Origin of the sequence: Stenotrophomonas sp. AR029 (assembly GCF_047520695.2) — a bacterium.
In the GTDB taxonomy this organism is placed as follows: Bacteria; Pseudomonadota; Gammaproteobacteria; order Xanthomonadales; family Xanthomonadaceae; genus Stenotrophomonas; species Stenotrophomonas sepilia.
This window is the reverse complement of the sequence record NZ_JAXBQQ020000002.1, coordinates 489,303-515,568: the sequence shown is the minus strand read 5'-3', so window position 1 is coordinate 515,568 and position 26,266 is coordinate 489,303. Positions and strand designations below refer to the sequence as shown.

General features: G+C 67.0%; 22 protein-coding genes. 3 read left to right on the top strand and 19 right to left on the bottom strand.

Annotated elements, in window-relative coordinates:
* Window positions 1–374: 374 nt before the first annotated feature.
* Window positions 375–1,277, bottom strand: a complete 903-nt coding sequence (locus ACM0PB_RS08940) for a peptidylprolyl isomerase (protein ID WP_414604700.1) — start codon at window positions 1,275–1,277, stop codon at window positions 375–377.
* 136 nt (window positions 1,278–1,413) lie between these two features.
* On the opposite strand from ACM0PB_RS08940, the gene ACM0PB_RS08935 reads away from it, so the two are divergent.
* Both ACM0PB_RS08935 and ACM0PB_RS08930 read left to right on the top strand, forming a co-directional pair.
* A complete protein-coding gene (locus ACM0PB_RS08935) occupies window positions 1,414–1,779 on the top strand; it encodes a PadR family transcriptional regulator (protein ID WP_004150914.1) in 366 nt (121 codons plus the stop codon).
* Window positions 1,776–2,765, top strand: a complete 990-nt coding sequence (locus tag ACM0PB_RS08930; protein WP_065177442.1) for a sensor domain-containing protein — start codon at window positions 1,776–1,778, stop codon at window positions 2,763–2,765. The genes ACM0PB_RS08935 and ACM0PB_RS08930 overlap by 4 nt, the downstream gene beginning before the upstream one ends.
* A 108-nt stretch (window positions 2,766–2,873) precedes the next feature.
* Here the strand turns inward: ACM0PB_RS08930 and ACM0PB_RS08925 are convergent, their stop codons facing one another.
* On the bottom strand, window positions 2,874–4,181 hold the full coding sequence (locus tag ACM0PB_RS08925) for a polyhydroxyalkanoate depolymerase (protein WP_065177441.1): 1,308 nt from the start codon (window positions 4,179–4,181) through the stop codon (window positions 2,874–2,876).
* 93 nt (window positions 4,182–4,274) lie between these two features.
* Complete coding sequence (locus tag ACM0PB_RS08920) at window positions 4,275–4,865, bottom strand: class I SAM-dependent DNA methyltransferase (protein ID WP_065186374.1); 591 nt, start codon at window positions 4,863–4,865, stop codon at window positions 4,275–4,277.
* Window positions 4,866–5,052: 187 nt separating this feature from the next.
* On the opposite strand from ACM0PB_RS08920, the gene ACM0PB_RS08915 reads away from it, so the two are divergent.
* A complete protein-coding gene (locus tag ACM0PB_RS08915; RefSeq protein WP_053497082.1) occupies window positions 5,053–5,508 on the top strand; it encodes a CopD family protein in 456 nt (151 codons plus the stop codon).
* Between the two features lie 313 nt (window positions 5,509–5,821).
* Here ACM0PB_RS08915 and ACM0PB_RS08910 read toward each other — a convergent pair whose 3' ends face one another.
* From ACM0PB_RS08910 to ACM0PB_RS08835, 16 genes are all read right to left on the bottom strand, one after another.
* On the bottom strand, window positions 5,822–6,781 hold the full coding sequence (locus ACM0PB_RS08910) for an acetyl-CoA carboxylase carboxyltransferase subunit alpha (RefSeq protein WP_065177439.1): 960 nt from the start codon (window positions 6,779–6,781) through the stop codon (window positions 5,822–5,824).
* A gap of 113 nt (window positions 6,782–6,894) precedes the next feature.
* Window positions 6,895–7,764 carry a YajG family lipoprotein gene (locus tag ACM0PB_RS08905; protein WP_164093199.1) on the bottom strand — a complete coding sequence of 290 codons (870 nt, stop codon included), beginning with the start codon at window positions 7,762–7,764 and terminating at the stop codon, window positions 6,895–6,897.
* Between the two features lie 55 nt (window positions 7,765–7,819).
* A complete protein-coding gene (gene dnaE, locus ACM0PB_RS08900; RefSeq protein ID WP_065177437.1) occupies window positions 7,820–11,413 on the bottom strand; it encodes a DNA polymerase III subunit alpha in 3,594 nt (1,197 codons plus the stop codon).
* A 237-nt stretch (window positions 11,414–11,650) separates the two neighbouring features.
* Window positions 11,651–12,310 (bottom strand): ribonuclease HII, encoded by a 660-nt coding sequence (gene rnhB, locus ACM0PB_RS08895; RefSeq protein WP_005415842.1) that lies wholly within the window; start codon window positions 12,308–12,310, stop codon window positions 11,651–11,653.
* Window positions 12,307–13,509 carry a lipid-A-disaccharide synthase gene (gene lpxB / locus ACM0PB_RS08890; RefSeq protein ID WP_231109109.1) on the bottom strand — a complete coding sequence of 401 codons (1,203 nt, stop codon included), beginning with the start codon at window positions 13,507–13,509 and terminating at the stop codon, window positions 12,307–12,309. The genes rnhB and lpxB overlap by 4 nt, the downstream gene beginning before the upstream one ends.
* 53 nt (window positions 13,510–13,562) lie before the next feature.
* Window positions 13,563–14,354, bottom strand: coding sequence for an acyl-ACP--UDP-N-acetylglucosamine O-acyltransferase (gene lpxA, locus ACM0PB_RS08885; protein WP_005415844.1), 792 nt, complete (start codon window positions 14,352–14,354; stop codon window positions 13,563–13,565).
* Window positions 14,355–14,370: 16 nt separating this feature from the next.
* A complete protein-coding gene (gene fabZ / locus ACM0PB_RS08880; protein WP_414604699.1) occupies window positions 14,371–14,829 on the bottom strand; it encodes a 3-hydroxyacyl-ACP dehydratase FabZ in 459 nt (152 codons plus the stop codon).
* Window positions 14,826–15,848 carry a UDP-3-O-(3-hydroxymyristoyl)glucosamine N-acyltransferase gene (lpxD, locus tag ACM0PB_RS08875; RefSeq protein ID WP_065186372.1) on the bottom strand — a complete coding sequence of 341 codons (1,023 nt, stop codon included), beginning with the start codon at window positions 15,846–15,848 and terminating at the stop codon, window positions 14,826–14,828. The genes fabZ and lpxD overlap by 4 nt, the downstream gene beginning before the upstream one ends.
* Before the next feature lie 496 nt (window positions 15,849–16,344).
* A complete protein-coding gene (bamA, locus tag ACM0PB_RS08870; protein ID WP_065177435.1) occupies window positions 16,345–18,708 on the bottom strand; it encodes an outer membrane protein assembly factor BamA in 2,364 nt (787 codons plus the stop codon).
* A gap of 74 nt (window positions 18,709–18,782) precedes the next feature.
* A complete protein-coding gene (gene rseP / locus ACM0PB_RS08865) occupies window positions 18,783–20,141 on the bottom strand; it encodes an RIP metalloprotease RseP (protein WP_061480177.1) in 1,359 nt (452 codons plus the stop codon).
* A gap of 55 nt (window positions 20,142–20,196) precedes the next feature.
* Window positions 20,197–21,387, bottom strand: coding sequence for a 1-deoxy-D-xylulose-5-phosphate reductoisomerase (locus ACM0PB_RS08860; RefSeq protein WP_164229798.1), 1,191 nt, complete (start codon window positions 21,385–21,387; stop codon window positions 20,197–20,199).
* 2 nt (window positions 21,388–21,389) lie between these two features.
* A complete protein-coding gene (locus ACM0PB_RS08855) occupies window positions 21,390–22,226 on the bottom strand; it encodes a phosphatidate cytidylyltransferase (protein WP_139726932.1) in 837 nt (278 codons plus the stop codon).
* Entirely contained in the window at window positions 22,223–22,990 is a 768-nt protein-coding gene (uppS, locus tag ACM0PB_RS08850) for a polyprenyl diphosphate synthase (protein WP_032954050.1), read from the bottom strand. Before uppS ends, ACM0PB_RS08855 begins: the two co-directional genes overlap by 4 nt.
* A 5-nt stretch (window positions 22,991–22,995) precedes the next feature.
* Window positions 22,996–23,550 (bottom strand): ribosome recycling factor, encoded by a 555-nt coding sequence (gene frr, locus ACM0PB_RS08845; RefSeq protein ID WP_005415853.1) that lies wholly within the window; start codon window positions 23,548–23,550, stop codon window positions 22,996–22,998.
* Window positions 23,551–23,646: 96 nt separating this feature from the next.
* A complete protein-coding gene (gene pyrH, locus ACM0PB_RS08840) occupies window positions 23,647–24,375 on the bottom strand; it encodes a UMP kinase (protein WP_005415854.1) in 729 nt (242 codons plus the stop codon).
* Between the two features lie 120 nt (window positions 24,376–24,495).
* A complete protein-coding gene (locus tag ACM0PB_RS08835) occupies window positions 24,496–26,031 on the bottom strand; it encodes a sensor domain-containing diguanylate cyclase (RefSeq protein ID WP_065186369.1) in 1,536 nt (511 codons plus the stop codon).
* Window positions 26,032–26,266: the final 235 nt, after the last annotated feature.

Genomic DNA, 26,266 nt, shown 5'->3' with positions numbered 1-26,266 from the left:
TCGCCGGACCTGCGGTGCTCGGCTCGCTCAAGGCGGACTGGAAGGTCAAGATCAACAGCAAGAGCATCCACGCATGGCGTGGATCTACTGGGTGCAGCTGTGGCCTTTGAACTGCGTCCGCCTTGAGCGAGCCGAGCATCGCAGGGGAATCAGGGGCGAAGAGGCGCCGATGTCCTGTAGAGCCGACTGTTAGTCGGCTGCCTTCTGTACACCGTCCCCTGATTCACCGAGAAGCGCAGGGGACCGACGTGCGAAGCACGGCGGCTCGCGACCTGGCGGCGCGTTTCTTTTGGTTACTTTTCTTTTCGCGCGAAAAGAAAAGTGACGCCCATGAACAGTGAAGTACCTTCAGCACGCGTAACGTGCGGAAACCATCACCGCACCGGCACCGGAATATTGCAAAGGTCGATATGCCCCGCCGGGCGCTTGTAGAAATCATCCACGCGGTTGCGCCGCGCCTCCACCGTATCGGCGAAGGTCTTCGAGTCGGTACGCAGTACCTGGATCGGTGTGCGCTCGGCCGCCGGCACGTCCCTGGCACGGCGGATCGCCACGATCGGCGTGCGCAGATTCGGGTCGGTGTAGAAGCCCATCGGCGCCGGTCCGCGCGGGGTCGCGCTGAGCAGTTCCATGCCCTTCAGCACGCGGCCGACCAGGGTGATGTTGCGGTCGAGCTGACGCGGTGACTGGCCGGTCACCACGTAGAGTTCGGCACCGATGCTGCTGTCCTCTTCGTTGCTGCGGCCGGCGCCCAGCATGCCGTAGCAATGTGCCAGCCAGGCCTTGCCGGCCTGCGGGTCCTGGCCGACCGGGAAGCCGTCGACGAAACCGGTCTGCGCGGCCCAGCCATCGCGATCCGGCAGCACGCTGACCTTCAGGCCAGCGCTGGCGCGCTCGAATTCAGCCGGCAGCTTGCGCGCGGCGCTGCCGAACGGCTTGGCCTTGGCCGCGTCATCGGCGTCGGCATTGCCGAACTGCACCACGAAGTTGTCCTGAGAGCGGTAGATGCTGGTGCCGTCCCAGAAGTGCTCGTGGGCGAAGGTCTGGATGTTGGCGACATGGCGCGGGGCGAACTGCGGCGCCAGCTCGATGATCACGCGCCCGGCCGGCAGGTCCATGTACAGCAGGTTGGCCGGGTCCGGCGTGCGCCAGTCGCTGGCCGGCGAGGCGTCCAAGATCTGCTGCGGGCTGCGGTAAGGCGAGGCCGCGCTGGCCATGGCGGGCAGCAGGCAGGCGAGGGCGAGGGCGGTCAGGGCAAGGCGACGGCGGTGCGGCATGGGAACCCCGGAACATGAACGAGGCTTCGATTCTGCGCGAGCAATCCGGTCACGCCAACCGGCAGAGTGACTAACGACACATTCGCTATACCGAACTTCGCACTACTGTGGACTTCAACGTAGTGGAGGGCCGGCCATGTCCGAGGACGATGTCCACCTGAAGAAGTTCCAGAAGGAGCTCAGCGCCGGAACGGTGTCGCTGGCCCTGCTGGCGGTGCTGGCCCGGGCCGGGGAGCCGCTGTACGGCTACCTCATTGCCAAGGAGCTGGAGCGGGTGGGCGAGGGCGTGCTGAGCGGCAAGCAGAGCGCGCTGTACCCGGTGCTGCGCAACCTGGAGGGCGCCGGCCTGCTGGAAAGCCATGTGGAGCCGTCCAGCAGCGGGCCGCCGCGGCGCTACTACCGCATCAATGAACGTGGCCGCGAGGTGCTGGCGCAGTGGCGCCAGGCGTGGCAGGCCACCCGCGATTCCGTCGATTCCGTGTTGGAGGGGGTACCGCAATGAACGACCCGAGCCTGGCAGGCCGCGCCCTGCCGACCACCATTCCGCAGTACCTGGCGCAGCTGCGCGCTGCGCTGGAAGGTGCCGATCCGGCGATGGTGCAGGACGCGTTGTACGACGCCGAGGAATACCTGCGCTCGGAGCTGGCCGCGCAGCCCGGCCGCAGCGAGGCCGAGGTGATCGCCGACGTTGCCGGCAGCTATGGCGCGCCGGACGAAGTGGCCGACATCTACCGCGAGACCGAAGTGACAGTGAACCGCGCGCTGCGCACGCCGCGTGCGGATACCGCGCCGGTGCTGCGTGCGGCGGCGGAAGCCAGTGGCGTCGAGCCGGCCTCACCGCCGCCGGCGCCGGTGCAACGCTCGCTGCTGGCGCGCTTCTTCGGCGTGGTGGCCGATCCGCATACCTATGGCGCGCTGTTCTACATGCTGCTGTCGCTGGCCACCGGCATTTTCTTCTTCACCTGGGTGGTGACCGGCCTGTCGCTCTCGCTCGGCCTGTTGATCCTGATCGTCGGCATTCCGCTGACCGTGCTGTTCTTCGGCTCGGTGCGCGGGCTGGCGCTGCTGGAAGGGCGGCTGGTGGAAGCATTGCTGGGCGAGCGCATGCCGCGCCGTCCGCGCTACACCGACCGCAGCCGCACGTGGCTGCAGCGCATCGGCGACATGTTCACCGATGGCCGTACCTGGCTGACCCTGCTGTACTTCGTGCTGATGCTGCCGCTGGGCGTGGTCTACTTCACCATCGCGGTGACGCTGCTGTCGCTGTCGCTGGGGTTCATCTGGGCGCCGGTGGCCGCGCTGTTCAGCGGTGACATTCCGGGTGTCTACGTCGATGGCGTGAACGTGCTGCCGATGGCCGCCTCGCCGCTGGTGGGCATCGTGATCGCAGCTGTGGGCGTGCTGCTGCTGCTGTTGACGATGCACCTGGCACGGGGCATCGGCAAGCTGCACGGGCTGATTGCCAAGAACCTGCTGGTGCGGTTGTAACAGGCCAGGGGTCGGATTCCTGTTCGCAGAACAGGGCTCTGACCCCGGATCCCATCATGCTGGGTCAGTGCCCTTCCCGTTGGAAAGGGATCCGACCCCTGCCGGGAATCAGCCCGCCTTTCGCCGCAACGGAGTGACGTTGCTCTTCTTCTTCGTGGCCCTCGCCGCCGGTGCCTCGGCATGGGCAGCGAAGAAGTCGCGCACCTTCGGATACACCACCTCGCGCCAGCGACGGCCGCTGAAGATACCGTAGTGGCCGGCGCCTTCGACGATGAAATGCTCGCGGCGGTCAGTAGCAATGCCGGTGCACAGCGCCTGCGCTGCTTCGGTCTGGCCAAGGCCGGCGATATCGTCCAGTTCGCCCTCGATGCTCAGCAGCGCGGTATCGCGGATCGCCGACGGGTCGACCTTCTCGCCGTTGACCACCCACTCGCCACGCGGCAGCAGGAAGTCCTGGAACACCACGCGGATGGTATCCAGGTAGTACTTGGCCGGCATGTCCAGCACCGCGTTGTACTCGTCGTAGAAGCGACGGTGCGCGTCGGCGTCTTCCAGGTCGCCCTTGACCAGGTCGGTGTAGAAATCCCAGTGCGAACTGAAGTGGCGGCTGGGGTTCATCGACAGGAAGCCGGCGTGCTGCAGGAAGCCCGGATACACGCGGCGGCCGGCGCCGGGATAGCTGGCCGGCACGGTGTGGATGACGTTGTTCTCGAACCACGACAGCGGGTTCTGCGTGGCCAGGTTGTTCACCGCGGTCGGGCTGCAGCGCGCATCGATCGGGCCGCCCATCATCACCAGGGTGCGCGGTGTCGGCTCGCCACGGCTGGCCATCAGTGAAACCGCGGCCAGCACCGGTACCGTCGGCTGGCACACGCTGACCACGTGCAGGCGTTCGACGCCCAGATGGCGGATGAACTCCTGGATGTAGGCGATGTAGTCGTCCAGGCCGAACTCGCCTTCGTTGGCCGGCACCATGCGCGCGTCCACCCAGTCGGTGACGTACACACGGTGGTCGCGCAGCAGCGTGCGCACCGTATCGCGCAGCAGCGTGGCGTGGTGCCCGGACAGCGGTGCCACCACCAGCACGAACGGCTGGTTGAGCATGGTGTGCAGCTGGTCGGCTTCATTGCTGTGGCGCTTGAAGCGCAGCAGCTTGCAGAACGGCTTGCTCACTTCCTCGTGCACGACGATCGGCACGCGCTCGCCGTCGACCTCGATTTCGTTGATGCCCCACTCGGGCTTCTCGTAATCCTTGCCGATGCGGTGGAACAGCTCATTGACCGCCGCCAGACGATCGGCGCCGGGCATCTGCGACCACCAGTGGCCCGGGTTGGCGAAGAATTTGGCGTTGGCCTGGGCCTGGTGCACCCAGGGGGCGAGCAGGTTGCGGGTCAGTTCGTGCAGTTGATAGAGCATGACGACCGAATATGTATGGTCATATGTTGCCGCGCAGCATATCCCATCCTGGTGTCCCGCAGGTTAAGTTGGCTGAAAATAATGAATCCGGATTCACATCCGTTCCAGCGCGGCGGCATCGCCTGCCAGGGCGGGGCCGAGCCAGCAGTGCGACCCTACCGGCTGCAGGCCGTGCCGGGCCAGCGTCCGCCGATACCAGCGTGCTGGGCGGGCCTGGAAGCCGTCGTGGTCGCCTTCGAACGCGTCCTCGGCGGCGAAGGTCTCCAGGAAGGCCACACCGCCGGTCAGCTCGGCCACGCCGGCCAGGCCGGCGCGCAGCTCGCGGTCGGGCACGTAGTGCATCACGTCCGAACACACCAGCAGGTCGACCGGCGCGCAGGGCCGCAGCCAGGCGAAATCGCCGAAGCTGGCCAGGTGCAGGTTGCGGGTGCGGCCATAGCGGCGCACAGCGTACTCGCTGCTGTCGAAGCCCAGGTATTCGACCTTCGGACGCTGCTTCAGCAGCGGTGCGCGCCAGGCGCCTTCGCCGCAGCCGATGTCCAGCACACTGCGGATCGGTCGTTCCAGGTAGTACTCGGCACTGGCCACGGCCAACGCGACCTTGCGCGCCAGGCGGGCGCTGCCGCCGATGTCGGCGCGGCGGTACCAGCGTTGGAAGTAGGCGGCGTCGTAGGTCTTGTCCATGGGGCGGTGCGCGATCAGGGAAAACGGTGCCTATCGTACGGCGTTGCGCCCCCGGGTGTGGCGGACCCGCAGTAGAGCCACGCCATGCATGGCTGTCCTGATGCGGCGATTGGACGCGGCAGCCACCCATGAGGTGGCTCTACTGCGACAATAGGCGCCCATCTACGCCAGCCGCCGGAGCGAGCGCATGCAGAGCTACTACTGGGTCAAGACCTTCCACATCGTGTTCGTGGTGGCGTGGATGGCCACGGTGTTCTACCTGCCGCGCATCCTGGTCAACCTGGCCGAGACCGCAGGCCAGCCGGCGGTGACCGAGCGCCTGCAGCTGATGGGCCTGCGCCTGTACCGTTTCGGCCACTCGATGTTCGGCCTGGCCTTTGTGCTGGGCCTGGTGCTGTGGCTGGGCTACAAGGTCATCCCGGATTTCCCGACCATGGTCGCGCCGGGCGGCGCTGGCTGGCTGCACGCCAAGCTGGGCCTGGTGGTGGTGCTGCTGGTGTATTTCAGCTGGATCGGCCGTCTGTTGAAGGGCGTGGCCAAGGGCAGGGCGCTGCCGTCGTCGCGCGCGCTGCGCTGGATCAACGAGATTCCGTTGCTGGCGTTCATTCCGATCGTGTGGCTGGTGCTGGCAAAGCCGTTCTGACCGTCCGTTATCCGTAGAGCCATGCTTGGCTCTACGGGTTCGCGTGATTCTTCGCCAAAGCAGAGGCATCCACGCATGGCGTGGATCTACTGGGCGCAGCTGTGGCTTTTGATGTTCAGGTCCGCCATGAGCGAGCCGAGCATCGCAGGTGAACCAGGGGCGAAGAGGTGCCGATGTCTGAGCGCAGCGAGTTCGGCGCCGTCCCCTGATTCACCGAGAAGCGCAGGGAACCGGTACATAGCACCGGTTCGCGTTCGGCGGCGTGTTCTTTGGTTACTTTCTTGCACGAGCAAGAAAGTAACAAGCCGATGAATCAGGCCGCTTCGTACGTGCCGTAGCTGCGCAGGCGGGTGTAGCGCTGCTCCAGCAGCTGTTCGGTGGACAGCTTGTCCAGCGCGTCCAGTTCGTTCAGCAGCACGGCCTTCAGGCGCTTGGCCATCTGGGTCGGGTTGCGGTGGGCGCCGCCGGTGGGCTCGCGCACGACCTTGTCGACCAGGCCCAGGCTCTTCAGGCGCGGCGCGGTCAGGCCCAGCTGCTCGGCGGCTTCCTTGGCCTTGCTGGCGTCCTTCCACAGGATCGAGGCGCAGCCTTCCGGGGTGATGGTCGAGTACACCGCGTATTCCAGCATCACGGTGCGGTCGCCCACGCCCAGCGCCAGCGCGCCGCCGGAGCCGCCTTCACCGATCACGGTGCAGATGATCGGCACCTTCAGCTCGGCCATCTCGATCAGGTTGCGCGCGATCGCTTCGGACTGGCCGCGCGATTCGGCGTCGATACCCGGCCAGGCACCGGCGGTGTCGATCAGGGTCAGCACCGGCAGGCCGAAGCGCTCGGCCATCTTCATCAGGCGCAGCGCCTTGCGGTAGCCCTCCGGCTTGGGCATGCCGAAGTTGCGCTTGATCTTTTCCTTGGTGTCGCGACCCTTCTGGTGGCCGATCACCATTACCGCGCGGCCATTGATGCGGGCCAGGCCGCCCATGATCGCCTTGTCGTCGGCGAAGGCGCGGTCACCGGCCAGCTCCTGGAACTCATCGAACATGACGCGGATGTAGTCGGCGGTGTACGGACGCGACGGGTGCCGGGCCAGCTGCAGCACCTGCCACGAGGTCAGGTTGCGGAAGATCTGCGCGGTGCGCATGCGCAGCTTGTCCTGCAGCGCGTGCACTTCCGCCTCGACATTGACCGCCGGCCCGGCACTGGCGTTGCGCAGTTCCTGGATCTTGGCTTCCAGGTCGGCGATGGGTTGCTCGAAGTCGAGGTAGTTCGGATTCATCGGAAGCCGTCGTGTAAAGAAGGGGGCAATTCTAGCCGAATGCGTGCAAACCACCCGTACGCCTTCGTCTGGAAGGCGACGGTAGCGCAGCCGGGCAGGCGGCGCCAGTCAGCTCAGGGCACCACCAGGGCGCTGCGGCCCATCAACTGGCTGCGCTGGGAAACGAAGTCGTTGTAGGCCTCGTTGGCCTCCCGGCCCAGGCCGCTGCCCAGGGTGGCAGTGGCCGAGGTGAAGGCCATCTGCGCAGCGAAGTCCTGCTTGCGCAGGGCCTTCTGTTCATCGGCGGTGGTGGCCTTCAGCCATCGCGCGTAGACCTCGCGAAGCGGCGCGGCATGCGCCTCGAAGGCCGGTGCCAGCGCCGGCAGGCTGGCCGGTGCCGGTTCAAGGCTGTATGCCGGGGCCACGTAGCCGGCCGGCTGTTCGCGCTTGAACGCGCCCGGCTCGCCCATGCCTTCCTCGACGTAGGCGATGAAATCCGGTGCCGTGAACACCTTGGCGATGATCTGGCCACCACTGGAATCGACGTGGGCGACCACCTTTTCCTTCGGGAACGGTTCGCGCACGCCGTAGGTCCAGGTCTTGTCGATGAACAGGTCGTGGTGCTTCTCGAAGGGGCCCTCGAAGTCGACGCCGCCCAGCTCGATGCCGGCCTTGCCGGTGCCGAAGTTCTTCAGCTTGCTCTCGTCGGTGACGTAGACCTCGCGTGCGATCACGTATTCGCTCAGGGTCGGGTTGATCAGGCCGCCACGACCGTCGACGTAGACGATGAAGCGCACGTCGCCGAGCGTGTCGGTATGCAGGCGATGCTCGCCAACGGCCAGCGAGACCGGGCGCGAGCCGTGCGCGGCCACCGGCAGGTCCTGGCCGTCGATGCTCAGCGCCAGCGGCGTGTCGGTCGGGTTGTCGATCTGGAACTCGATCTTCGACGGCGAGCAGGCGGCCAGCGCCAGTGCGGCAACGAACGGGAACAGCAGGGTCTTCATTGGCGATCGTCCTTGATGACTGGAACGGGAAAACAGGAACACGAAGCAGCCAGCCTCAGCTGGCCCACGGCGGGCTGTAGCGCACCTTCAGCGTACGTACGGCGGGGTCGGCGCGCAGCGCCTCCATCAGCTTGGAATCGATGCGCACTGCGCTCTGCCCGGAGACATCCAGCATGCCGGCGACACCGCCGTGCGGGCCCTTCAGCAGCAGGTCCAGGCGCAACGGCGTCCGCCCCGGGCGATGGCGGTCGAGCAGGGCATTGATGCGCTCCCAGACCGGGCGCTGCTGGCGCAGGTCCAGGCGCAACGACAGCCGCGTGGCGTAGTTGGCGCAGACTTCGTCGAAGTCCCAGCACTGGCGGATGCGCAGTGCGTAGCCGCCGTTGAATTCGTCCTCGCGGAGGCCGCCCTTGACCACCAGGATGCGGTCCTTGGTCATCAGGTGGCCGAACTCGGCCATCGCATCGGAGAACGCGCTGCACTCCACGCGGCCGCGACCGTCCTCCAGCTGGATGAAGATCTGGCTCTCACCCTTGCGGCGCACGCCGACCACCTGGCCGGCCAGCACGGTCTGCACTTCCGGGCGCCAGCGCTTCTCGCCGCCACCGCCGCCGCCGCCGCTGTTGGCGCTCCAGATCTTCTCCACCGAACCCAGGTCGTTGCCGACCAGGTCGCGCACATCGTCGCGCCAGGGATCGAACGGGTGGCCGCTGAGGTAGAAGCCCAGCGTGTCGCGCTCGCCGTTGAGGCGCTGCAGCAGCGGCCATTCTTCGGCCTCGGGCAGGTCCAGCTGGATCGACACGGTGCTCGGATCGGGCCCGCCAAACAGCGAATTCTGCCCGGACGCACGCTCGCGTGCCATCTGGTCGGTGGCCTTGATCACTTCCGGCAGCTGCAGCATCAGCGAGGCACGGTTGCGGCCGAGCTCATCGAGCGCGCCACAGTTGATCATCGCTTCCAGCGTGCGCCGGTTGAGCTTGGCCGAGCCGACGCGGGTGCAGAAGTCCAGCAGATCCTTGAACGGTCCGCCCTTCAGTCGTTCCTCGACCACCGCTTCGCAGGCGCCCTGGCCGACGCCCTTGATCGCGCCCAGGCCGTACTGGATCGTGTCCGGTGTGACCGCTTCGAACATGAAGGCCGACTGGTTCACCTTCGGCGGCAGCACGGTCAGGCCGAGGTTGCGCACCTCGTCGAGGAAGCCGACCACCTTGTCGGTGTTGTCCAGGTCTGAAGACAGCGTGGCCGCCATGAACTCGGCCGGGTAATGGCGCTTCAGCCAGGCGGTCTGGTAGCTGACCAGTGCGTATGCAGCGGCGTGCGACTTGTTGAAGCCATAGCCGGCGAACTTCTCCATCAGGTCGAAGATTTCGTCGGCCTTGGGGCCGTCGACGCCGCCCTTGGCTGCGCCTTCGCGGAAGATCTCGCGGTGCTTGGCCATTTCCGCCGGCACCTTCTTGCCCATCGCGCGTCGCAGCAGGTCAGCGCCGCCCAGCGAGTAGCCGCCGACGATCTGCGCCATCTGCATCACCTGCTCCTGGTACACCATGATGCCGTAGGTGTCCTTCAGGATCGCTTCGGTGCGCGGATCGGGATAGATGATCTCTTCCTGGCCGTGCTTGCGCGCGTTGAAGGAGGGAATCAGGTCCATCGGGCCGGGGCGATACAGCGACACCAGCGCGATCAGGTCTTCGAAGCGGTCGGGGCGCGCGTCCTTCAGCAGGCGGCGCATGCCCGAGGATTCGAACTGGAACACCGCGCCGGTGTTGCCATTGGCGAAGATGTCCTTGTAGGTGGGCGCATCGTCGAGCGGGATCGCGGCAATGTCGACCGGCGGAATGCCCGCGCGTTCGTGTCGCTTGTTGATCGCCTTCACCGCCCAGTCGATGATGGTCAGCGTGCGCAGGCCGAGGAAGTCGAACTTCACCAGGCCCACTTCTTCCACGTCGTTCTTGTCGAACTGGGTGACCGGGTTCTTGCCCAGGCCGTTCTCGTCGTGTTCGGCGTACAGCGGGCAGAACTCGCTCAGCGGCTCGGGCCCGATCACCACGCCGCCGGCATGCTTGCCGGCGTTGCGGGTCAGGTCTTCCAGCTGCAGCGCCAGGTCGATCAGGTCGCGGACATCGTCCTCGGTCTCATAGCGCTGGATCAGTTCCGGCGACGCCATTTCCGAACTGGGGCCTTCCTTGCCCTTGCCCAGCGCATCCTTCAGGTGGATGCCCAGGATGTTGGGAATCAGCTTGGAAACACCGTCGACCAGGCCATACGGGAAGCCGAGCACGCGGCCGGAGTCGCGCACCACCGCCTTTGCGGCCATGGTGCCGTAGGTGATGATCTGGCTGACGCGCTCGCGCCCGTACTTGCGCGCGACGTAGTCGATCACCTCGTCGCGGCGGTCCATGCAGAAGTCGATGTCGAAGTCGGGCATCGACACGCGTTCCGGGTTCAGGAATCGCTCGAACAGCAGGTTGTACGGCAGCGGGTCCAGGTCGGTGATCTTCAGCGCCCACGCCACCAGCGAGCCGGCACCCGAACCACGGCCGGGACCGATCGGGATGCCCTGGTTCTTGCCCCACTGGATGAAGTCGGCCACGATCAGGAAGTAGCCGGGGAAGCCCATCTTGATGATGGTGTTGAGCTCGAACTCCAGGCGCTCGAAGTACTCCTCACGGGTCTTGCCCGGCGCCAGCGGATTCTTCTCCAGGCGCTCTTCCAGGCCATCGCGCGACATCTTCTGGATCCAGGTGTCCAGGGTCTCGTCGTCGGGCACCGGGTAGTTGGGCAGGAAGTAGGTGCCCAGCCGCATCTCGATGTTGCAGCGCTCGGCCAGCGCCAGCGTGTTGTCGATCGCATCGGGGATGTCGGCGAACAGCGCGCACATCTCCTCGGCCGACTTCAGGTACTGCTGGTCGCTGTACTCGCGCGGGCGCTTGGGATCGTCCAGCACGCGGCCGGTGGAAATGCACACGCGCGCTTCGTGCGCGCTGAAATCCGACGGCGACAGGAAGCGCACGTCGTTGCTGGCCACCACCGGCAGGCCGCGCTGGCCAGCGGCCATCAGCGCGAACTGGTTGAAGGTTTCCTCGCCCTCGCGGCCGGTACGGGTCAGCTCCAGGTGCAGGCCATCGCCGAACACGCGCTGCCAGTCGGCCAGCTGCTGCTCGGCCAGTTCATGCTTGCCGTCCAGTGCCAGGCGCCCGGCCAGGCTCTGCCGTCCGGCCAGCGCGAACAGGTTGGCGTTGCCGGCCTTCAGCCAGTCCGGGTGGATGGCCACACCGCCTTCCGGGCGATGGCCTTCCATCCAGGCGCGGGTCAGCAACCGCGACAGGCTCAGGTAGCCCTCGCGGTCGCGGCACAGCAGGGTCATCCGCCACGGGTCCTGGCCTTCCTCGGCGATCAGCACGTCGGCACCGGCGATCGGCTTGATGCCCACGCCTTCGGCGGCCTTGTAGAACTTGACCAGGGCGAACAGGTTGTTGAGATCGGTCACCGCCAGCGCGGGCAGGCCGAGCTCCACCGAGCGCGACAGCAGGTTGGCCTGCTTGGCCTTCTTCGGGTCCGCCTGGTCCGGCTTGGCCGGCACGCGGATGGTCGAGTCCGCCAGCGAGAACTCGGTGTGGACGTGGAGATGTACGAAGCGGGAGTTGGACATGCCGGACCAGGTTGGAGCGCGCGGGCCCCGGGTGCTGACGGAGGTTCGTCGCCGGGGTCGGGAAGCGCTGGAATGCCCGGTCAGGGTAGCGAGGGCAGGGGGTTGCCACAAGGCTTGACAGGGGCACGGCGTGGCGCCGGATTCAGGCGTGCGGGAGGCCGCCTTCTGTAGCGCCGAGCCCATGCTCGGCTGTCCACAGCTGCCGAGCATGAGCTCGGCGCTACAACGCCAGCAGGCTCAGGCGATGGCCGCGACAGCCGGCGCTTCCAGGCACTCGCGCACCGGGGCGAAGCTGCGCCGGTGCTCCACGCAGGGGCCGTGCTCGCGCAGGGCGGCCAGGTGGGCCGGAGTGCCATAGCCCTTGTGCTGCTCGAACCCATACTGGGGGTGGCGGGCGTGCACGTCCTGCATGTAGCGATCGCGCGAGACCTTGGCCAGGATCGAGGCGGCCATGATCGCGCGGTCGATGCCATCGCCGCCGACCAGCGCCTGCGCCGGCAGTACCAGGCCCTTGGGCACCACGTTGCCGTCGATGCGGGCGAAGCCGGCCACGTGGGCGACCGCTGCAACGACGTCACGCATGCCCTGCAGGGTGGCCTGGTAGATGTTCAGGCGGTCGATGGTGTCCACGTCCACCAGCACCACATGCCAGGCCAGGGCGCGCTCGACGATGCGGTCATGCAGCTGCTCGCGGCGGGCAGCGGTCAACTGCTTGGAATCATCCAGGCCGTTGATCCGTGGCCGTGACGGATCGAATACCACCGCCGCCACCGCCACCGGCCCGGCCAGCGGGCCACGCCCGGCCTCGTCGACACCGGCGACCAGGCGCTCCGGCTCGACCACTGCCGTACCGTCGAACAGGGCCAGGCTTGCTGCTGCGGCGTGGCGGCGGCTCATGCCTGCGCCTGGTCGCGCATCAGCAGCTCGCCGACGGCATCGGCGGCACGCGCCGAGGCGTTGCGTCGCAGTCGCTCGTGCAGGCGCACATAAGTGTCCTGCAGGTCGATCACCCGCTGCGGGTGGTCGAACCACTGCTGGATGGCCGCGGCCAGCCTGTCCGGCGTGCAGTCGTGCTGCATCAGCTCCGGTGCTAGGTCCTGGCCGGCCAGGATGTTGGGCAGGGCGAAGCGGTCGACCTTGATCAGGCCAAGCGCCTTGACCAGTCGATAGGTCAGTTCGTTGACGCGGTAACCGACCACCATCGGCCGCTTCACCAGCATGGCTTCCAGGGTCGCGGTGCCGGAGGCCAGCACCACCACGTCGGCGGCGATCATCGCGTTGCGCGCCTGGCCGTCAAGCACGTGCGAGTAGGCCACCGGCAGCGCCGAGCGCGACAGCTGTTCTTCGATCAGCTGCCTGCAGGCCGGGTTGGCGGCAGGCACCACCACATGCAGGCCCGGAATGCGTTCGGAGACCTGCCAGGCGGCTTCGAAGAACGGTTCGCCCAGGCGCGAGATCTCGCCGAGGCGGCTGCCCGGCAACACCGCCAGCACCTTGGCCGAGGCCGGCAGGCCGAGCGCGGCGCGTGCTTCCTCGCGGTTGCCCTGCAGCGGAATGTCATCGGCCATCGGGTGGCCGACGAAGCGCGCGTCGATGCCGTGCCGGGCATAGATCGGCGGCTCCATCGGGAACAGGCACAGCACCAGGTCGGCGCTGCTGCCGATTTTCTCGGCGCGCTTTTCGCGCCAGGCCCAGACCGACGGGCTGACGTAATGCACGGTGCGCACGCCACGCTGCTTCAGCCAGCGCTCGATGCCCAGGTTGAAGTCGGGGGCGTCGATGCCGATGAACACGTCCGGCTGCCAGTCCAGCGCACGCTGGCGGAACGCCGAGCGCAGCTTGAGCAGGCGCGGCAGGTGGCGCAGCACTTCGGTCAGGCCCATCACCGCCAGCTCGCTGGCATCGTGCCAGGTCTGGCAGCCGGCGCTGCGCATGGCATCGCCGCCGATACCGGCGAACTCGGCATTCGGGAAGCGTGCCTTCAGTTCACGCACCAGGCCCGCACCGAGCAGGTCGCCGGAGGCTTCGCCGGCAACCAGCGCGATCCGCAACGGGCGCTCGCTGAGCACCCGCTGCGCGGGAACGCTGCCGGCCATCGAGGCCAGCGGGATCACCGCGACGCCGGCCGGCGCCTGGCCGGTCGAGCTGCTCATCGCAGCAGGGGCCTCTCGGCGTGCTCGATGAAGTCCAGCATCGCCTTCACGTCGTCGCTGTCACGCGCCTGTTCGGTCAGCTGCACCTTGGCCTCTGCCAGCGGCAGGCCCGCGACGTACAGCGTGCGGTACGCACGCTTGATGGCCGAAATGCGGTCAGCGTCAAAGCCGCGCCGCTTCAGGCCTTCGCTGTTGATGCCACGCGGGCGTCCCAGCGAATCGGTGCCGACCATGGTGAACGGCGGTACGTCACCATTGGTCAGCGCGCCCATGCCGAGGAAGGCATGCGCGCCGATGCGGCAGAACTGGTGGGCACCGGCGAAGCCGCTGATGATCACGTAGTCGCCCACGGTCACGTGGCCAGCCAGAGTGGTGTTGTTGGAGAACACGCAGAAGTTGCCGACATGGCAGTCGTGTGCCACGTGCGTGTAGGCCAGCATCCAGTTGTCGTTGCCGATGGTGGTGATGCCGCCGCCGCCGCCGGTGCCACGGTTGAGCGTGACGAACTCGCGGAACACGTTGCGATCGCCGATCACCAGTTCGGTGCGCTCGCCGCCGAACTTCTTGTCCTGCGGCTCGCCACCGATCGCGGCATGGCCGACGAAGCGGTTGTCGCGGCCGATCCGGGTCGGGCCGTGGATGCTGCAATGGGGGCCCACCACCGTGCCGGCACCGATTTCAACGTCGGGGCCGATCAGGGTGAAGGCGCCCACCTGGACATCGTCAGCCAGGCGTGCGGCCGGGTCGATGACGGCGGTGGGGTGGATCCGCGGTGCGTTGTCAGTCATTGCTGCCTCCAGTGGATCAGCCCTTGGCGCCGGCACACATGACCTCGGCCGACGCGACGACTTCGCCGTTGACCTTGGCTTCGCCGTAGTACCAGCCCATGTTGCGGATCAGGCGCTTCATCTGCACGTCCAGCATCAGCACGTCACCGGGCACGACCTGCTTGTTGAAGCGAGCGCTTTCCACCTTGACCATGTAGAACAGCTTGGACTGCGCATCGCGGCCGAGCGTGAGCTGGGTCATGACACCGCCAGCCTGCGCCAGCGCTTCGATGATCAGCACCCCGGGCATGATCGGGCGGCCCGGGAAGTGGCCCTGGAAGAACGGCTCGTTGATGCTGACGTTCTTCTGCGCCAGGATCCGCTTGGCCTCGACGTCGAGTTCAAGCACCCGGTCCACCAGCAGGAACGGGTAGCGGTGCGGAAGCAGTTCCTGGATCTGGCAGACGTCGATCGGAAGCTGCAGCGAATCGTTCATTCTTTCTCCTTGCCAGCAGCCAGAACGCGGCGAGCCAATGCGTCCAGCTGCTTGAAGCGCGCGGCGTTCTTGCGCCACGTGCGGTTGTCGGTCAATGGGGTGCCGGACGAATACTCGCCCGGCTCATGGATGGAGTTGCGGACCACCGACTTGCCGGTGATCACGACCTTGTCGCAGATCTCGAGGTGGCCGACCACGCCAACGTGGCCGCCGAGGAGGCAGTAGCGGCCGATCTTGGCGCTGCCGGCGATGCCGGTGCAGCCGGCAATGGCCGAGTGCGCGCCGATCTGCACGTTGTGGGCAATCTGCACCAGGTTGTCCAGGCGAACATCCTCGGCAAGGACGGTGTCTTCCAGCGCGCCACGATCAACACAGGTATTGGCGCCGATCTCGCAATCATCGCCGATGCGGACACCGCCGAGCTGCGGCACCTTGATCCACTTGCCAGCGTCCATCGCCAGGCCGAAGCCATCGGCGCCGAGTACGGCACCGGGATGCACGCGCACGCGCTTGCCCAGCGTGACCCGGGTGACCAGGGTCACGCGGGCGATCAGCTCACAGCCGGTATCCAGGCTGCAGTCCTCGCCGATCACGCTGCCGGTGCCGATGATGCAGTTCTCACCGACGACGCTGCGCGCACCGACCGTGACGAACGGGCCGATATGGGCGCTGGCGGCGACCTGGGCGCTGGGATCGATCACTGCGCTGGGATGGATGCCCGGCGGGCGGGTCGGCGCGATGTCGAACAGCGCGGCAATCTTGGCGAATGCGGTGTACGGGTCCTTGGCGACGAGCGCGGCGCCGGGGGCGGCCTCGACGTCATCGGCACGCAGGACCACCAGCGAAGCCCGGCTGTCGGCCAGCTGGACGCGATAGCGGGGGTTGGCAAGGAAGGTCAGCTGGCCAGGACCGGCATGGGCGAGGGTAGCCACGCCATGGATGGCGGTAGCGGGATCGCCATGGACCTGCAGGCCGAACTGCTCGGCGAGTTGCTGGGCGGTGTAGGTGGGAGTATTCACGGCGGGAGTTTAACGTGTGACGCCATTTCGGTCATGCGGGGGGGCATATGCAGCCAACGGCAGGGCCCCTCACGGCCGGCAGAGCCAGTGTCATGGGCTGGGTCGGACGGGGCGGGGCTGCGGGGGGCGGCGCAAGTACGTCCATGTAGCCTTGGTCGCCGCATCCATGCGGCTCACACCCCCGCAGCCCCACCCCGTCCGACCTCCGACGGCCTGGCGCGAGTGCCAGCCACGGAAAAACAGAAAAGATCAAAAGCAGAGCGGGCGCTTCCGGCATCCAGGCCAAACGAAAACGCCGGGCAGAGCCCGGCGCTTCGCACCCCGTCTGGTGGAGAGCCCCCTTTGTTAAGGGGGGGCGCGCCCCTGGGAATCGCAGGAGCGATTCCCAACGTTGCTATGCAACGGCCCGAAGGGCGCATGCCATGGATGGCATGCGTAGCGGCGCGGGGGATAGGTGGAATGCGGGGGCAGTTCTGGCGAACCGCCTCGCGGTTCGTCAGAACTGCCCACCGAACGTGAATTGCAGGCGTTCGATCTTGTCATCGTCTTCCTTCTTCAGCGGGAAGGCGTAGCTGATCGAGATCGGGCCGACCGGGGCGCGCCACAGCAGGGCCACACCGGTGGATACGCGCAGCTCGTTGGCCTTGAAGTTGTCCACGCCGGTATACACGTTGCCGAAGTCGACGAAGGCCGACACGCGCGCCGACGGGCTGTCGAACAGGCGCGGGAAGTAGGCTTCCACCGAACCGACGGTCTTCAGCGAGCCACCCAGCGGCTGGCCTTCTGGGTAGCCGCGGGTAACTTCGCGCGGGCCGAGGGTGTTGTCCTCGAAGCCGCGTACCGAGTTGGTACCACCGGCGTAGAAGTTCTCGAAGAACGGCAGGCCGCTGGCGGTGACGGTGCGGGTGGTGCCATCCGGATTGGTCAGCGTACGGGTGTAGTCCTTGCCGTAGGCATCACCGTAGCCGATTTCGGCGCGGGTGTTGATCACCAGCGACGGCATGATCGGCCAGTACTTGCTGATCTGGTAGTTCAGCTTGTAGTACTCGATGGTCGAACCCGGCAGCGTGGTTTCCAGGCCCACGCGCTGGTAGGTACCGCGGGTCGGCATGAAGTAGTCGTTGCGCGAGTCGCGCGCCCAGCCCAGCTCGGTGCGCCAGGCATGGAAGGTGCGCTTACCGACGGCGTTGATGTAGTCGATGATCGACTGCGGGGTCGAGCCTTCGTAGGTGGTGATCTGGTTGCTGTCGATGCCGAACATCAGCGAGACGGTGTCGGTCTCGGTCAGCGGCACGCCGAACACCACCTGCGCGGCACCGTTGGTGCTGTTGTACTGCGCGGTGTTGAAGTCGGAGTAATCCAGTTCGCGCCAGGACAGGTTGTAGCCCAGCGACACGCCGTCATCGGTGAAGTACGGGTTGGTGTAGCTGAAACCGTAGCGCTGCAGGTAGCTGCTGCGCGAGGCTTCGACCGACACGCGGTTGCCGCCACCGAGGAAGTTGTTCTGCGACAGCTGCACCGAGGTGGTCATGCCGTAGGACTGCGAGTAACCCAGGCCGAACACGAAGCTGCCCGAGGTGGTTTCCTTGACGTTGTAGACGACGTCGACCTGGTCGTTGCTGCCGCTGACGGCCGGGGTCTCCACTTCCACCGATTCGAAGTAGCCCAGGCGCTGCAGGCGGATCTTGGAGCGGTCGATCGCGGCCTGCGAGTACCAGCTGTTCTCGAACTGGCGCATTTCGCGACGCATCACTTCATCGGACGTGCGGGTGTTGCCGCGGAACAGGATGCGGCGCACCGACACGCGCGGGCCGGGCACGACCTGCATGTTGATGGCCACGGTCTGCTCGGCGCGGTTGGTGGTCGGGATCGGGTTCACCTTGGCGAACGCGTAGCCGATGTTGGACAGCGAATTGGTGATGGTGTCCGAGCTGAATTCCAGCAGGGCACGCGAGAACGTGTCGCCGGACTTCTGGATCACCATGCGCTCGACGTCCTCCTGCGGGAGGATGGTGTCGCCGCTGACCTTGATCTCGGAGATCTTGTACTGCGCACCCTCGGTCACGCCCGCGGTCAGGAACATGTCGCGCTTGTCGGGGCTGATCGAGACCTGGGTGGAATCGATGCTGAAATCGACGTAGCCGCGATCCAGGTACCAGGAGTTGAGCTTTTCCAGGTCACCGGACAGCTTTTCCTTGGAGTACTGGTCGTCACGGCGGTACCACGACGCCCAGTTGTGCTCCTTGGACTCCCAGGTCTCCAGGATGTCCTTGCTCTCGAACTTCTCGGTGCCCACCAGGTTGACGTGGCGGATCTTGGCGGCCTTGCCTTCCTTGATGGCGATGGCGATGTCCACGCGGTTGCGGTCCAGCGGGCTCACCGTCGGGGTGATGTCGACGTTGTACTTGCCACGGTCGTTGTACTGGCGGCGCAGTTCCTGGGTCACGCGGTCCAGGCTCAGGCGATCGAAGGTGCCGCCCTCGGTCAGGCCGATGTCGGACAGGCCCTTGAGCAGCTGGTCGGACTTGATGTCCTTGTTGCCGGTCACGGTCAGCTTGTTGATCGCCGGGCGTTCCTTGACGGTCACCACCAGGATCGTGCCCTGGCGGTCCAGCTGCACGTCTTCGAAGAAGCCGGTCTTGTAAAGGGCGCGGATCGTCTCGCCGACCTTGTTGTCGGTGATCGTCTCGCCGCGTTCCACCGGCAGGTAGGTGAACACCGTGCCCGAGCTGATGCGCTGCAGGCCATCGACGCGGATGTCGCTGACAGTGAAGGGCTCGGCTGCCTGGGCCAGGGCGGGAGCGCCGGTGACGGCGGCGAGGGCGAGGGCCAGCAGGCGGCGATTGGGGAGTCGCGTCATGTCACGTCCGGTAGGAAGGTCGATTTCATTGGTGCGGGATGCCGACGCTGTAGACGGCAACAACGTGGAAAAGTTCATCGCGGGACCAGGCCGAGGATGTCGTTGTAGAACGCCAACCCCATCAGCCCGGCCAGCAACGCCAGGCCGATGTATTGGCCGGCGGCGATGGCACGCTCGCTCAGCGGGCTGCCCTTGACCAACTCGATAAGGTAATACAGCAGGTGGCCGCCGTCCAAGATCGGGATCGGCAGCAGGTTGATGATGCACAGGCTGAGCGACAGCAGGGCAAGGAACTGCAGGAACCAGTCGAGGCCGCGCTTGGCCGAGACATTGGCCACGCGGGCGATGGTGACCGGCCCGGAAACGTTCTGCAGCGAGGCCTTGCCGGTCACGATGCGACCCATCATGCCCAGCGAGTCGGCGGCCAGGCGGCCGGTCTCGCGCACCGCCACGGTCACCGCATCCAGCGGGCCATAGCGCAGCAGGGTGTCATAGGCGGGGCTGTAGCTGGTGGGGAAGCCGACGCCGATCTGCCAGACCGGATTGCCCTTGCCGTCCTTGCCCTGGCGCGGGGTGACTTCCAGCGCCAGGCGCTCGCCGCCACGCAGGACCTCGATCATTCCGGGCCCGCCGGCACGGCCCAGGGCCTGGATCTCGCCGATCACCTGGTCGACGCTGTCGATGCGCTGGCCATCGATGGCCACGATCAGGTCGCCTGGCTGCAGTTGCCCTGCCACCACGGAGTCCGCAGTCAGCGACTCCACTTGGGCCGGCTGCAGCCACGACTGCCAGTGCAGGCCAGCCAGGATCGGCACCCGCCGCTCATCGAAACCCGCCGGCAGCTGCGACAGCGGCAGGGTGCGCGTGCGTACCTGGTCGGCCGTATCCAGCACTTCCAGCTTCACGTCGCGGCGGTCCATCGCGGCTGCGGTCAGCGCCATGCTGGCCTCGCCGAGGGTGACCACCTGGCGGTCGTCCACGCGCAGCACGCGGTCGCCGCTGGCCAGGCCGGCACTGGCGGCGATGCCGCTGACACGGCCGATGGTGGGCGAGTAATCCTGCTTGCCAATCACGAACATCGCCCACAGCAGCAGGATGCACAGCAGCAGATTGGCGATCGGGCCGGCGGCAACGATCGCGATGCGCTGCCAGACGGTTTTGTGGTTGAAGGCCTGGCCGCGCTCGTGCGGGTGGACTTCGACCTCGCGTTCGTCGAGGAACTTCACGTAACCGCCCAGCGGGATGGCGGCGATGGCGAACTCGGTGCCGTGCCTGTCGCGGCGCGACCACAGCGGCCGGCCGAAGCCGACCGAGAAACGCAGGATCTTGACCCCGCACAGGCGCCCGACCCAGTAATGCCCGAACTCGTGGAAGGTGACCAGCAGCCCGAGGCTGACGATCATCCACCAGACCGATCCGATGAAGTCAGTCATGCAGGCTCACAGTGGTGGGCAGGGGCGGCGGCGTCATGCTGGGCGAGGCGGTCGTTCAGGCGGCGTCGATGGCGTTCAGGGTGAGCTGGCGTGCCCGCTGGTCGGCGGACAACAGGATCTCCAGTGTATCGGCTGGCTGGGTCGGCAGTGTTGAAAGAGCGTTAGCAACCAGCTCCGGGATCGTCAGGAAACCGATCCGGCCCTGAAGAAACGCTGAAACCGCCTCTTCATTGGCGGCGTTCAGCACCGCCGGTGCGGTGCCGCCGGCCTGCATGGCCTGCCAGGCCAGCGCCAGGCAGGGGAAGGCGTCAGTATCCGGGGCCTCGAAATCCAGGCGGCCCTGGACCAGCAGGTCCAGCCCGGCCACGCCCGATTCGATGCGCTGCGGCCAGCCCAGGCCGACGGCGAGAGTGGTGCGCATGTCCGGCAGGCCCATCTGGGCCAGGGTCGAGCCATCGACGAACTCGACCAGCGAATGGACCAGGCTCTGCGGGTGCACCAGCACCTCGATGCGCTCGCCGGGCACGCCGAACAGGTGGTGGGCCTCGATGACTTCCAGGCCCTTGTTCATCAATGTCGCCGAATCGACCGAGATCTTCGGCCCCATCGACCACTTGGGGTGGGCAACGGCCTGGGCCGGGGTGACCTGGGCCAGTTCGGCGCGGCTGCGGCCACGGAACGGGCCGCCGGAGGCGGTCAGCAGGATCCGGCGCACGCCGGCGCCGTCGACACTGGCATCGCGCGAGCGCAGGCACTGGAAGATCGCGCTGTGCTCGCTGTCGATCGGGATGATTTCGGCACCGGCACGTTCGGCCGTCCGGGTCAGCAGTTCGCCGGCCAGCACCAGCGATTCCTTGTTGGCCAGCAGGATGCGCTTGCCGGCGGCCGCGGCAGCCAGGGTCGAGGACAGGCCGGCCGCGCCGACGATGGCCGCGACCACGGTATCGCAGGCATCGCTGGCGGCCAGTTGGTCCAGCGCGGCCTGGCCGGCATGGGCCTCGGTGGCAAGGCCGGCCTCGCGCAGGCCGTCACGCAGTTCGGCGAACAGCGATGCGTCGGCGATCACCGCGTGCGCGGGTCTGTGCTGGCGGCACAGCGCCAGCAGCGCCTGCACCTGGCGGCCGGCAGCGAGCACCGTGGCCTGGTAGCGGTGCGGGTGGCGGGCGATCACGTCCAGCGTGGAGGCGCCGATCGAGCCGGTAGCGCCGAACACGGCGACCCGGCGCAGGTCTGCAGCAGCATTCATGGTCAGAACCCGAAGATTTCCTTGCCCAGCGCGAACACCGGCACGGCGGCGAGGACGCCGTCGACCCGGTCGAGCACGCCACCGTGGCCCGGGATCAGGTGGCCTGAGTCCTTGGCGCCGGCATGGCGCTTGATCAGGCTCTCGAACAGGTCGCCCAGGACCGAGGCGAACACCGCCACCACCGCGGTGATCAACAGGCCGGGCAGGTGTGCGGCATCGATGCCAGTCAGCCAGCCCAGGCCGAGGGCCACGGCGACACCGGCCAGCAGGCCGCCGAACAGGCCTTCCCAGGTCTTGTTGGGGCTGATCCGCGGCGCCAGCTTGTGCTTGCCGAAATGGCGGCCAGCGAAATAGGCGCCCGAGTCGGCCGCCCACACCAGCGCCAGAGCAGCCAGCAGCCACAGGTGGCCCTGCTGGCCCGGCGGATCGCCGCCGGCATGGATCAGCACCAGCGCGGCCCAGGCCGGGACGATGGCCAGGGTACCGGCCAGCATCTTCAGGATCCGCGAGGGTGCCGACGGCTGTGCACCGAAGTTGAAGAAGCGCAACCAGAGCAGCGCGGCCAGCCACCAGGCAACGCCGGCCAGCGTGGTTATCTGGAACAGGACCAGGGTGCTGCCATCGGCCCAGACCAGCAGCACCATCAGCAGCAGGTTCAGCACCAGCAGCACGGTGCGCGCCAGGGTGTCTTCGATACCGGCCAGCTTCAGCCATTCCCACAGGCCGATCAGCAGCACGGCGGCGGCGGCGGCGGCCAGCCATTGCGTGGGCAGCAGCAGGATCGCCGCAATGGCTAGCGGCGCCATGATCAGCGCGGCAAGGACTCGGGTCTTGGTCATGGGCTGGAAGTCTCGGTGGCCAGTGCGGCAATCTGGGCGCTGGTCAGGCCGAAACGACGCTCGCGACCGGCATAGGCGTCGAGCGCCTGCTGCAGCTGCCCGGCGTCGAAGTCCGGCCACAGGGCCTCGGTGAACCACAGTTCGGTATAGGCGAGCTGCCACAGCAGGAAGTTGCTGATGCGGGTGTCGCCGCCGGTGCGGATGAACAGGTCCGGCGGCGGCAGGTCGGCCAGGGCCACCTGGCTGCCCAGCAGCGCTTCGTCGATCTGCTCGGGCAGCAGGCGACCGGCCGCCACTTCGACGGCCAGGGCGCGCGCGGCGCGGGCGATGTCCTGGCGGCCACCGTAGCTGGCAGCGATCGACAGGGTCAGGGTGGTGTTGTCGGCGGTGCGCTGCTCGGCCAGCTGCATGCGGCTGACCAGCCCGGCGCCGAAGCGCTCGCGTTCGCCGATGAAGCGCACGCGCACGCCACGCCGGTGCAGCTCGTCCACTTCGCGGTCGAGTGCACCGAGGAACAGCTTCATCAGCGCGTCCACTTCCTCCTGCGGCCGGCCCCAGTTCTCGCTGGAGAAGGCGAACAGGGTCAGCGCCGGAATGCCCAGTTCAAGGCAGCGCTCGATGGTGCGGTTGACCGCGCGCGCGCCGGCACGGTGGCCGATCACCCGGGGGCGACGGCGCTGCTGTGCCCAACGCCCATTGCCATCCATGATGATGGCAATGTGGCGGGGCAGGGAGGCAGGCAACGGAGGCGGGACTGAAGGCATCGACTTCAGACCGACAGCAGTTCTTTTTCCTTGTCGGCAACGACCTTGTCGACGTCCTTGATGTTGGCGTCGGTCAGCTTCTGGATGTCGTCTTCGCCGCGCTTCTTCTCGTCTTCGCTGATCGCTTTGTCCTTGACCAGCTTGGCGATTTCCTTGTTCGCGTCCTGACGGATGTTGCGGATCGCGATCTTGGCGCCTTCCCCTTCCTTCTGCACCTGCTTGACCAGCTCCTTGCGGCGCTCTTCGGTCGGCGGCGGCATGTTGATGCGGATCGCGGTGCCCAGCGTGTTCGGAGTGAACTCGGCGTTGTAGAGACCCTTTTCGATCTCCTTGATCATGCCTTTGTCGAACGGGGTGACCAGCAGCGAGTGGGCGTCGGCGTTGGAGATCGACGCGACCTGGTTCAGCGGGGTGCTGGCGTTGCCATAGGCGCTGACCGTCACGCGGTCCAGCAGGGCCGGGGTGGCACGGCCGGTCCGGATGGAGGTGAGGGTGTGCTTCAGAGCGTCAATGCTCTTGGCCATGCGCGTCTGCGCGTTGTTCTTGATGTCGTTGAGCATCGCCCGGTCCTGGATGTATCTGGAATCGGGCGATTATAGGCGAATACGGGACGCTGCCGGGCCTGAATCGGCCCGGTCGTCGCTTTGCGCTCAGGCTCAGGCCGGGTCGCGGCCCTGGACCAGGGTGCCGATGTTCGCGCCGTTGAGGATCTTCAGCAGTTCGCCCGGCTGGCCCATGTCGAACACGCGCATCGGCAGGTCGCTGTCGCGGGCCAGAGCGAAGGCCGCTGTGTCCATCACTTCCAGGCCGCGGCGGATCACTTCGTCGTAGCTCAGGCTGTCGAAGCGGACCGCATCGCTGTGCTTGTTCGGGTCCTTGTCGTACACGCCATCGACCTTGGTGGCCTTCAGCAGCAGGTCGGCGCCGATCTCGATCGCGCGCAGTGCGGCGCCGGAGTCGGTGGTGAAGAACGGGCTGCCGACGCCGGCAGCGAAGATCACCAGGCGGCCCTTTTCCAGGTGGCGGATGGCGCGGCGGCGGATGTAGTCCTCGCACACGTCGTTGATCTTGATCGCGCTCATCACCCGGGCCTTGGCACCCAGCTTCTCGAGGGCGTCCTGCATGGCCAGGGCGTTGATGACGGTGGCCAGCATGCCCATCTGGTCGCCGGTTACGCGGTCCATGCCGCCGGCGGCCAGGCCGGCGCCGCGGAAGATGTTGCCACCTCCGATCACCAGCGCCACTTCGGCACCGGCCTGCTGGGCTTCGATGACCTCACGGGCGAGGCGATTGATGATCTTGGGGTCGATGCCGTAGTCCTCGTCTCCCATCAGCGCCTCCCCGGAGAGTTTCAGAAGGATGCGGCGATAGGCGAGCTTGGACATGGGGACCTCGGGTGCGTGGAAATCGCGGGCGATTCTACGCGCATGCGGCGTTGTGCCAAAGTGTTTTGTGCACTGCGGCGCAGAATCTGGTGGTTCGCCCGGTCTGCCGGGGCGCCCCGTTCAGCCCAGTTCGGCGCTGGCCGTGGCCGACAGCTCGTCATGGCCCAGCGCCCCCGGCGAGCGGGCGATCACCCGGTTGCGGCCCAGGTTCTTGGAGCGGTACAGCACATCGTCGGCGGCGCGCAGCAGGTCCTGGACGTCGGCGAAGCGCTCGTAGCCGCCCTGGGTGGCCACGCCGGCGGAGAAGGTGACGAACAGCGGACCACCCTCCAGCTCGGCCATCGGCGTGGCGACGATGTTGGCCAGCACCCGGCGGATCACGTCCAGGGCCACGCTTTCGCTGGTGTTGGGCAGCAGCGCGACGAACTCCTCGCCGCCGAAGCGGGCCACGGTGTCGCTGTTGCGCAACTGGCCCTGCAGCTTGCCGGCGAAGGCGCGCAGCACCTCGTCGCCGGTCAGGTGGCCGTGGGCGTCGTTGATCTTCTTGAAGTCGTCCAGGTCGATGAAGGCCACCGACAGTGGCCAGCCCTGGCGGCCGGCACGCAGGAATTCCTGCTCCAGCACCGCTTCCAGCTGGCGGCGGTTGAGCACGCCTGTCAATGCATCACGATGGGCCTGGTCGGCCAGGCGCTTGGCGCGCGCCTCGAATTCGTCGGCACGGCGGCGTGCCTGGTCGGCATCCTGCAGTTCGCGCAGGTTGCGCAGCGTGGCCAGTTCCTGCGCATGATCGATCAGCTCGCGCACCCGCGCCGGAGAATTGAGGCCGGCATCGAACAGGCTGGCGATGTCGGGCAGGGCCTCGCTGATGCGGGCCAGCACCTGGTCGAAGCGCGCGCTGTCCAGCTCCAGGCGGTCGTGCACCTGCTGCAGGGCGCGCTCGCGCGCGGCATCGGCGTCGCTATCCAGCCAGATGTCGGCCACTGCGCCGGACAGTTGCACGCAGGCCTGGAATGGCGATTCGGCGGCGTCCTCGTCCTCGCTGTGGCTGATGCTCTCCACCAAGTAGCGGGGCAGGCCCCATTGCTCGGCCACCCAGGCGCCGACGTCGGCGTGGCTGCAGCCCAGCGCCTCGCGCTCGAGGGAAACCAGGTCGATGTTGTCGCGTGCTTCGCGCAGCAGCGGCAGGTAGCGCTCCGACTCGGCCTGGGTCAGGCACAGCACGCCCAGGTCCTGCAGCAGTCCGGCCAGCATCAGCTCCTCCAGCCGGCGCAGGCCGCGCGCCTGGCCCAGCTGGCTGGCCGCCAGGGCACTGAGGATGCTGCGCTTCCACGCGCGCTGGCGCAGGTCATGATCGGCGCCACCGCCGGTCAGGCCCTGGGTGACGGTGAAGCCGAGGGCGAGGCTGATCGTGGCGTTCAGGCCCAGCATGGTCAGCGCCTGGCCGAGGTTCTCGATGCGGCGGCGGCTGGCATACAGCGGCGAATTGGCGATGCGCAGCATGCGAGCGCTCAGCGCCATGTCGATGGCGATGATGTCGGCGGCGGTGGCGATGTCCGCTTCCGGGTCCTGAGCCAGTTCGATGATGCGCAGGGCAATACCGGGTGGCGAAGGCAGGTTGCGGCAGAGCGCCAGGGCAGCTGTCAGCTCGGGAGGCATGTCGGGTCGTTCAATTCCATTGGGGCAAGAATACCTAGGAATGCATCACAGTCCGCGATTTTCGTTCCTGCTAAGTGACTGAGGATTCCCTGCGACTGAGTATCGGCTTGATTCGAGCGCAACGCAAAGGTGCCGGTTGTGCGCACCAACGGTGCGCACCCACCGATGGGCCATGGGTTAATCCCTAGGCCCATGCATAAAAAAAGAGCCGCGGTTTCCCGCGGCTCCTTCTGGT

Bases quoted from the DNA above. Each gene is read 5' to 3' on its own strand.
- ACM0PB_RS08935 (WP_004150914.1), top strand. From the start codon at position 1,414: ATGTCCGAGGACGATGTCCACCTGAAGAAGTTCCAGAAGGAGCTCAGC.
- lpxA (WP_005415844.1), bottom strand. From the start codon at position 14,354: ATGACTGACAACGCACCGCGGATCCACCCCACCGCCGTCATCGACCCG.
- rseP (WP_061480177.1), bottom strand. From the start codon at position 20,141: ATGACTGACTTCATCGGATCGGTCTGGTGGATGATCGTCAGCCTCGGG.
- ACM0PB_RS08860 (WP_164229798.1), bottom strand. From the start codon at position 21,387: ATGAATGCTGCTGCAGACCTGCGCCGGGTCGCCGTGTTCGGCGCTACC.
- ACM0PB_RS08940 (WP_414604700.1), bottom strand. From the start codon at position 1,277: ATGCCGCACCGCCGTCGCCTTGCCCTGACCGCCCTCGCCCTCGCCTGC.
- dnaE (WP_065177437.1), bottom strand. From the start codon at position 11,413: ATGTCCAACTCCCGCTTCGTACATCTCCACGTCCACACCGAGTTCTCG.
- fabZ (WP_414604699.1), bottom strand. From the start codon at position 14,829: ATGAACGATTCGCTGCAGCTTCCGATCGACGTCTGCCAGATCCAGGAA.
- lpxB (WP_231109109.1), bottom strand. From the start codon at position 13,509: ATGGCCGGCAGCGTTCCCGCGCAGCGGGTGCTCAGCGAGCGCCCGTTG.
- ACM0PB_RS08910 (WP_065177439.1), bottom strand. From the start codon at position 6,781: ATGAATCCGAACTACCTCGACTTCGAGCAACCCATCGCCGACCTGGAA.
- ACM0PB_RS08855 (WP_139726932.1), bottom strand. From the start codon at position 22,226: ATGACCAAGACCCGAGTCCTTGCCGCGCTGATCATGGCGCCGCTAGCC.
- frr (WP_005415853.1), bottom strand. From the start codon at position 23,550: ATGCTCAACGACATCAAGAACAACGCGCAGACGCGCATGGCCAAGAGC.
- rnhB (WP_005415842.1), bottom strand. From the start codon at position 12,310: ATGAGCCGCCGCCACGCCGCAGCAGCAAGCCTGGCCCTGTTCGACGGT.
- ACM0PB_RS08925 (WP_065177441.1), bottom strand. From the start codon at position 4,181: ATGCTCTATCAACTGCACGAACTGACCCGCAACCTGCTCGCCCCCTGG.
- uppS (WP_032954050.1), bottom strand. From the start codon at position 22,990: ATGCCTTCAGTCCCGCCTCCGTTGCCTGCCTCCCTGCCCCGCCACATT.
- ACM0PB_RS08930 (WP_065177442.1), top strand. From the start codon at position 1,776: ATGAACGACCCGAGCCTGGCAGGCCGCGCCCTGCCGACCACCATTCCG.
- ACM0PB_RS08915 (WP_053497082.1), top strand. From the start codon at position 5,053: ATGCAGAGCTACTACTGGGTCAAGACCTTCCACATCGTGTTCGTGGTG.
- bamA (WP_065177435.1), bottom strand. From the start codon at position 18,708: ATGACGCGACTCCCCAATCGCCGCCTGCTGGCCCTCGCCCTCGCCGCC.
- ACM0PB_RS08835 (WP_065186369.1), bottom strand. From the start codon at position 26,031: ATGCCTCCCGAGCTGACAGCTGCCCTGGCGCTCTGCCGCAACCTGCCT.
- ACM0PB_RS08920 (WP_065186374.1), bottom strand. From the start codon at position 4,865: ATGGACAAGACCTACGACGCCGCCTACTTCCAACGCTGGTACCGCCGC.
- pyrH (WP_005415854.1), bottom strand. From the start codon at position 24,375: ATGTCCAAGCTCGCCTATCGCCGCATCCTTCTGAAACTCTCCGGGGAG.
- ACM0PB_RS08905 (WP_164093199.1), bottom strand. From the start codon at position 7,764: ATGAAGACCCTGCTGTTCCCGTTCGTTGCCGCACTGGCGCTGGCCGCC.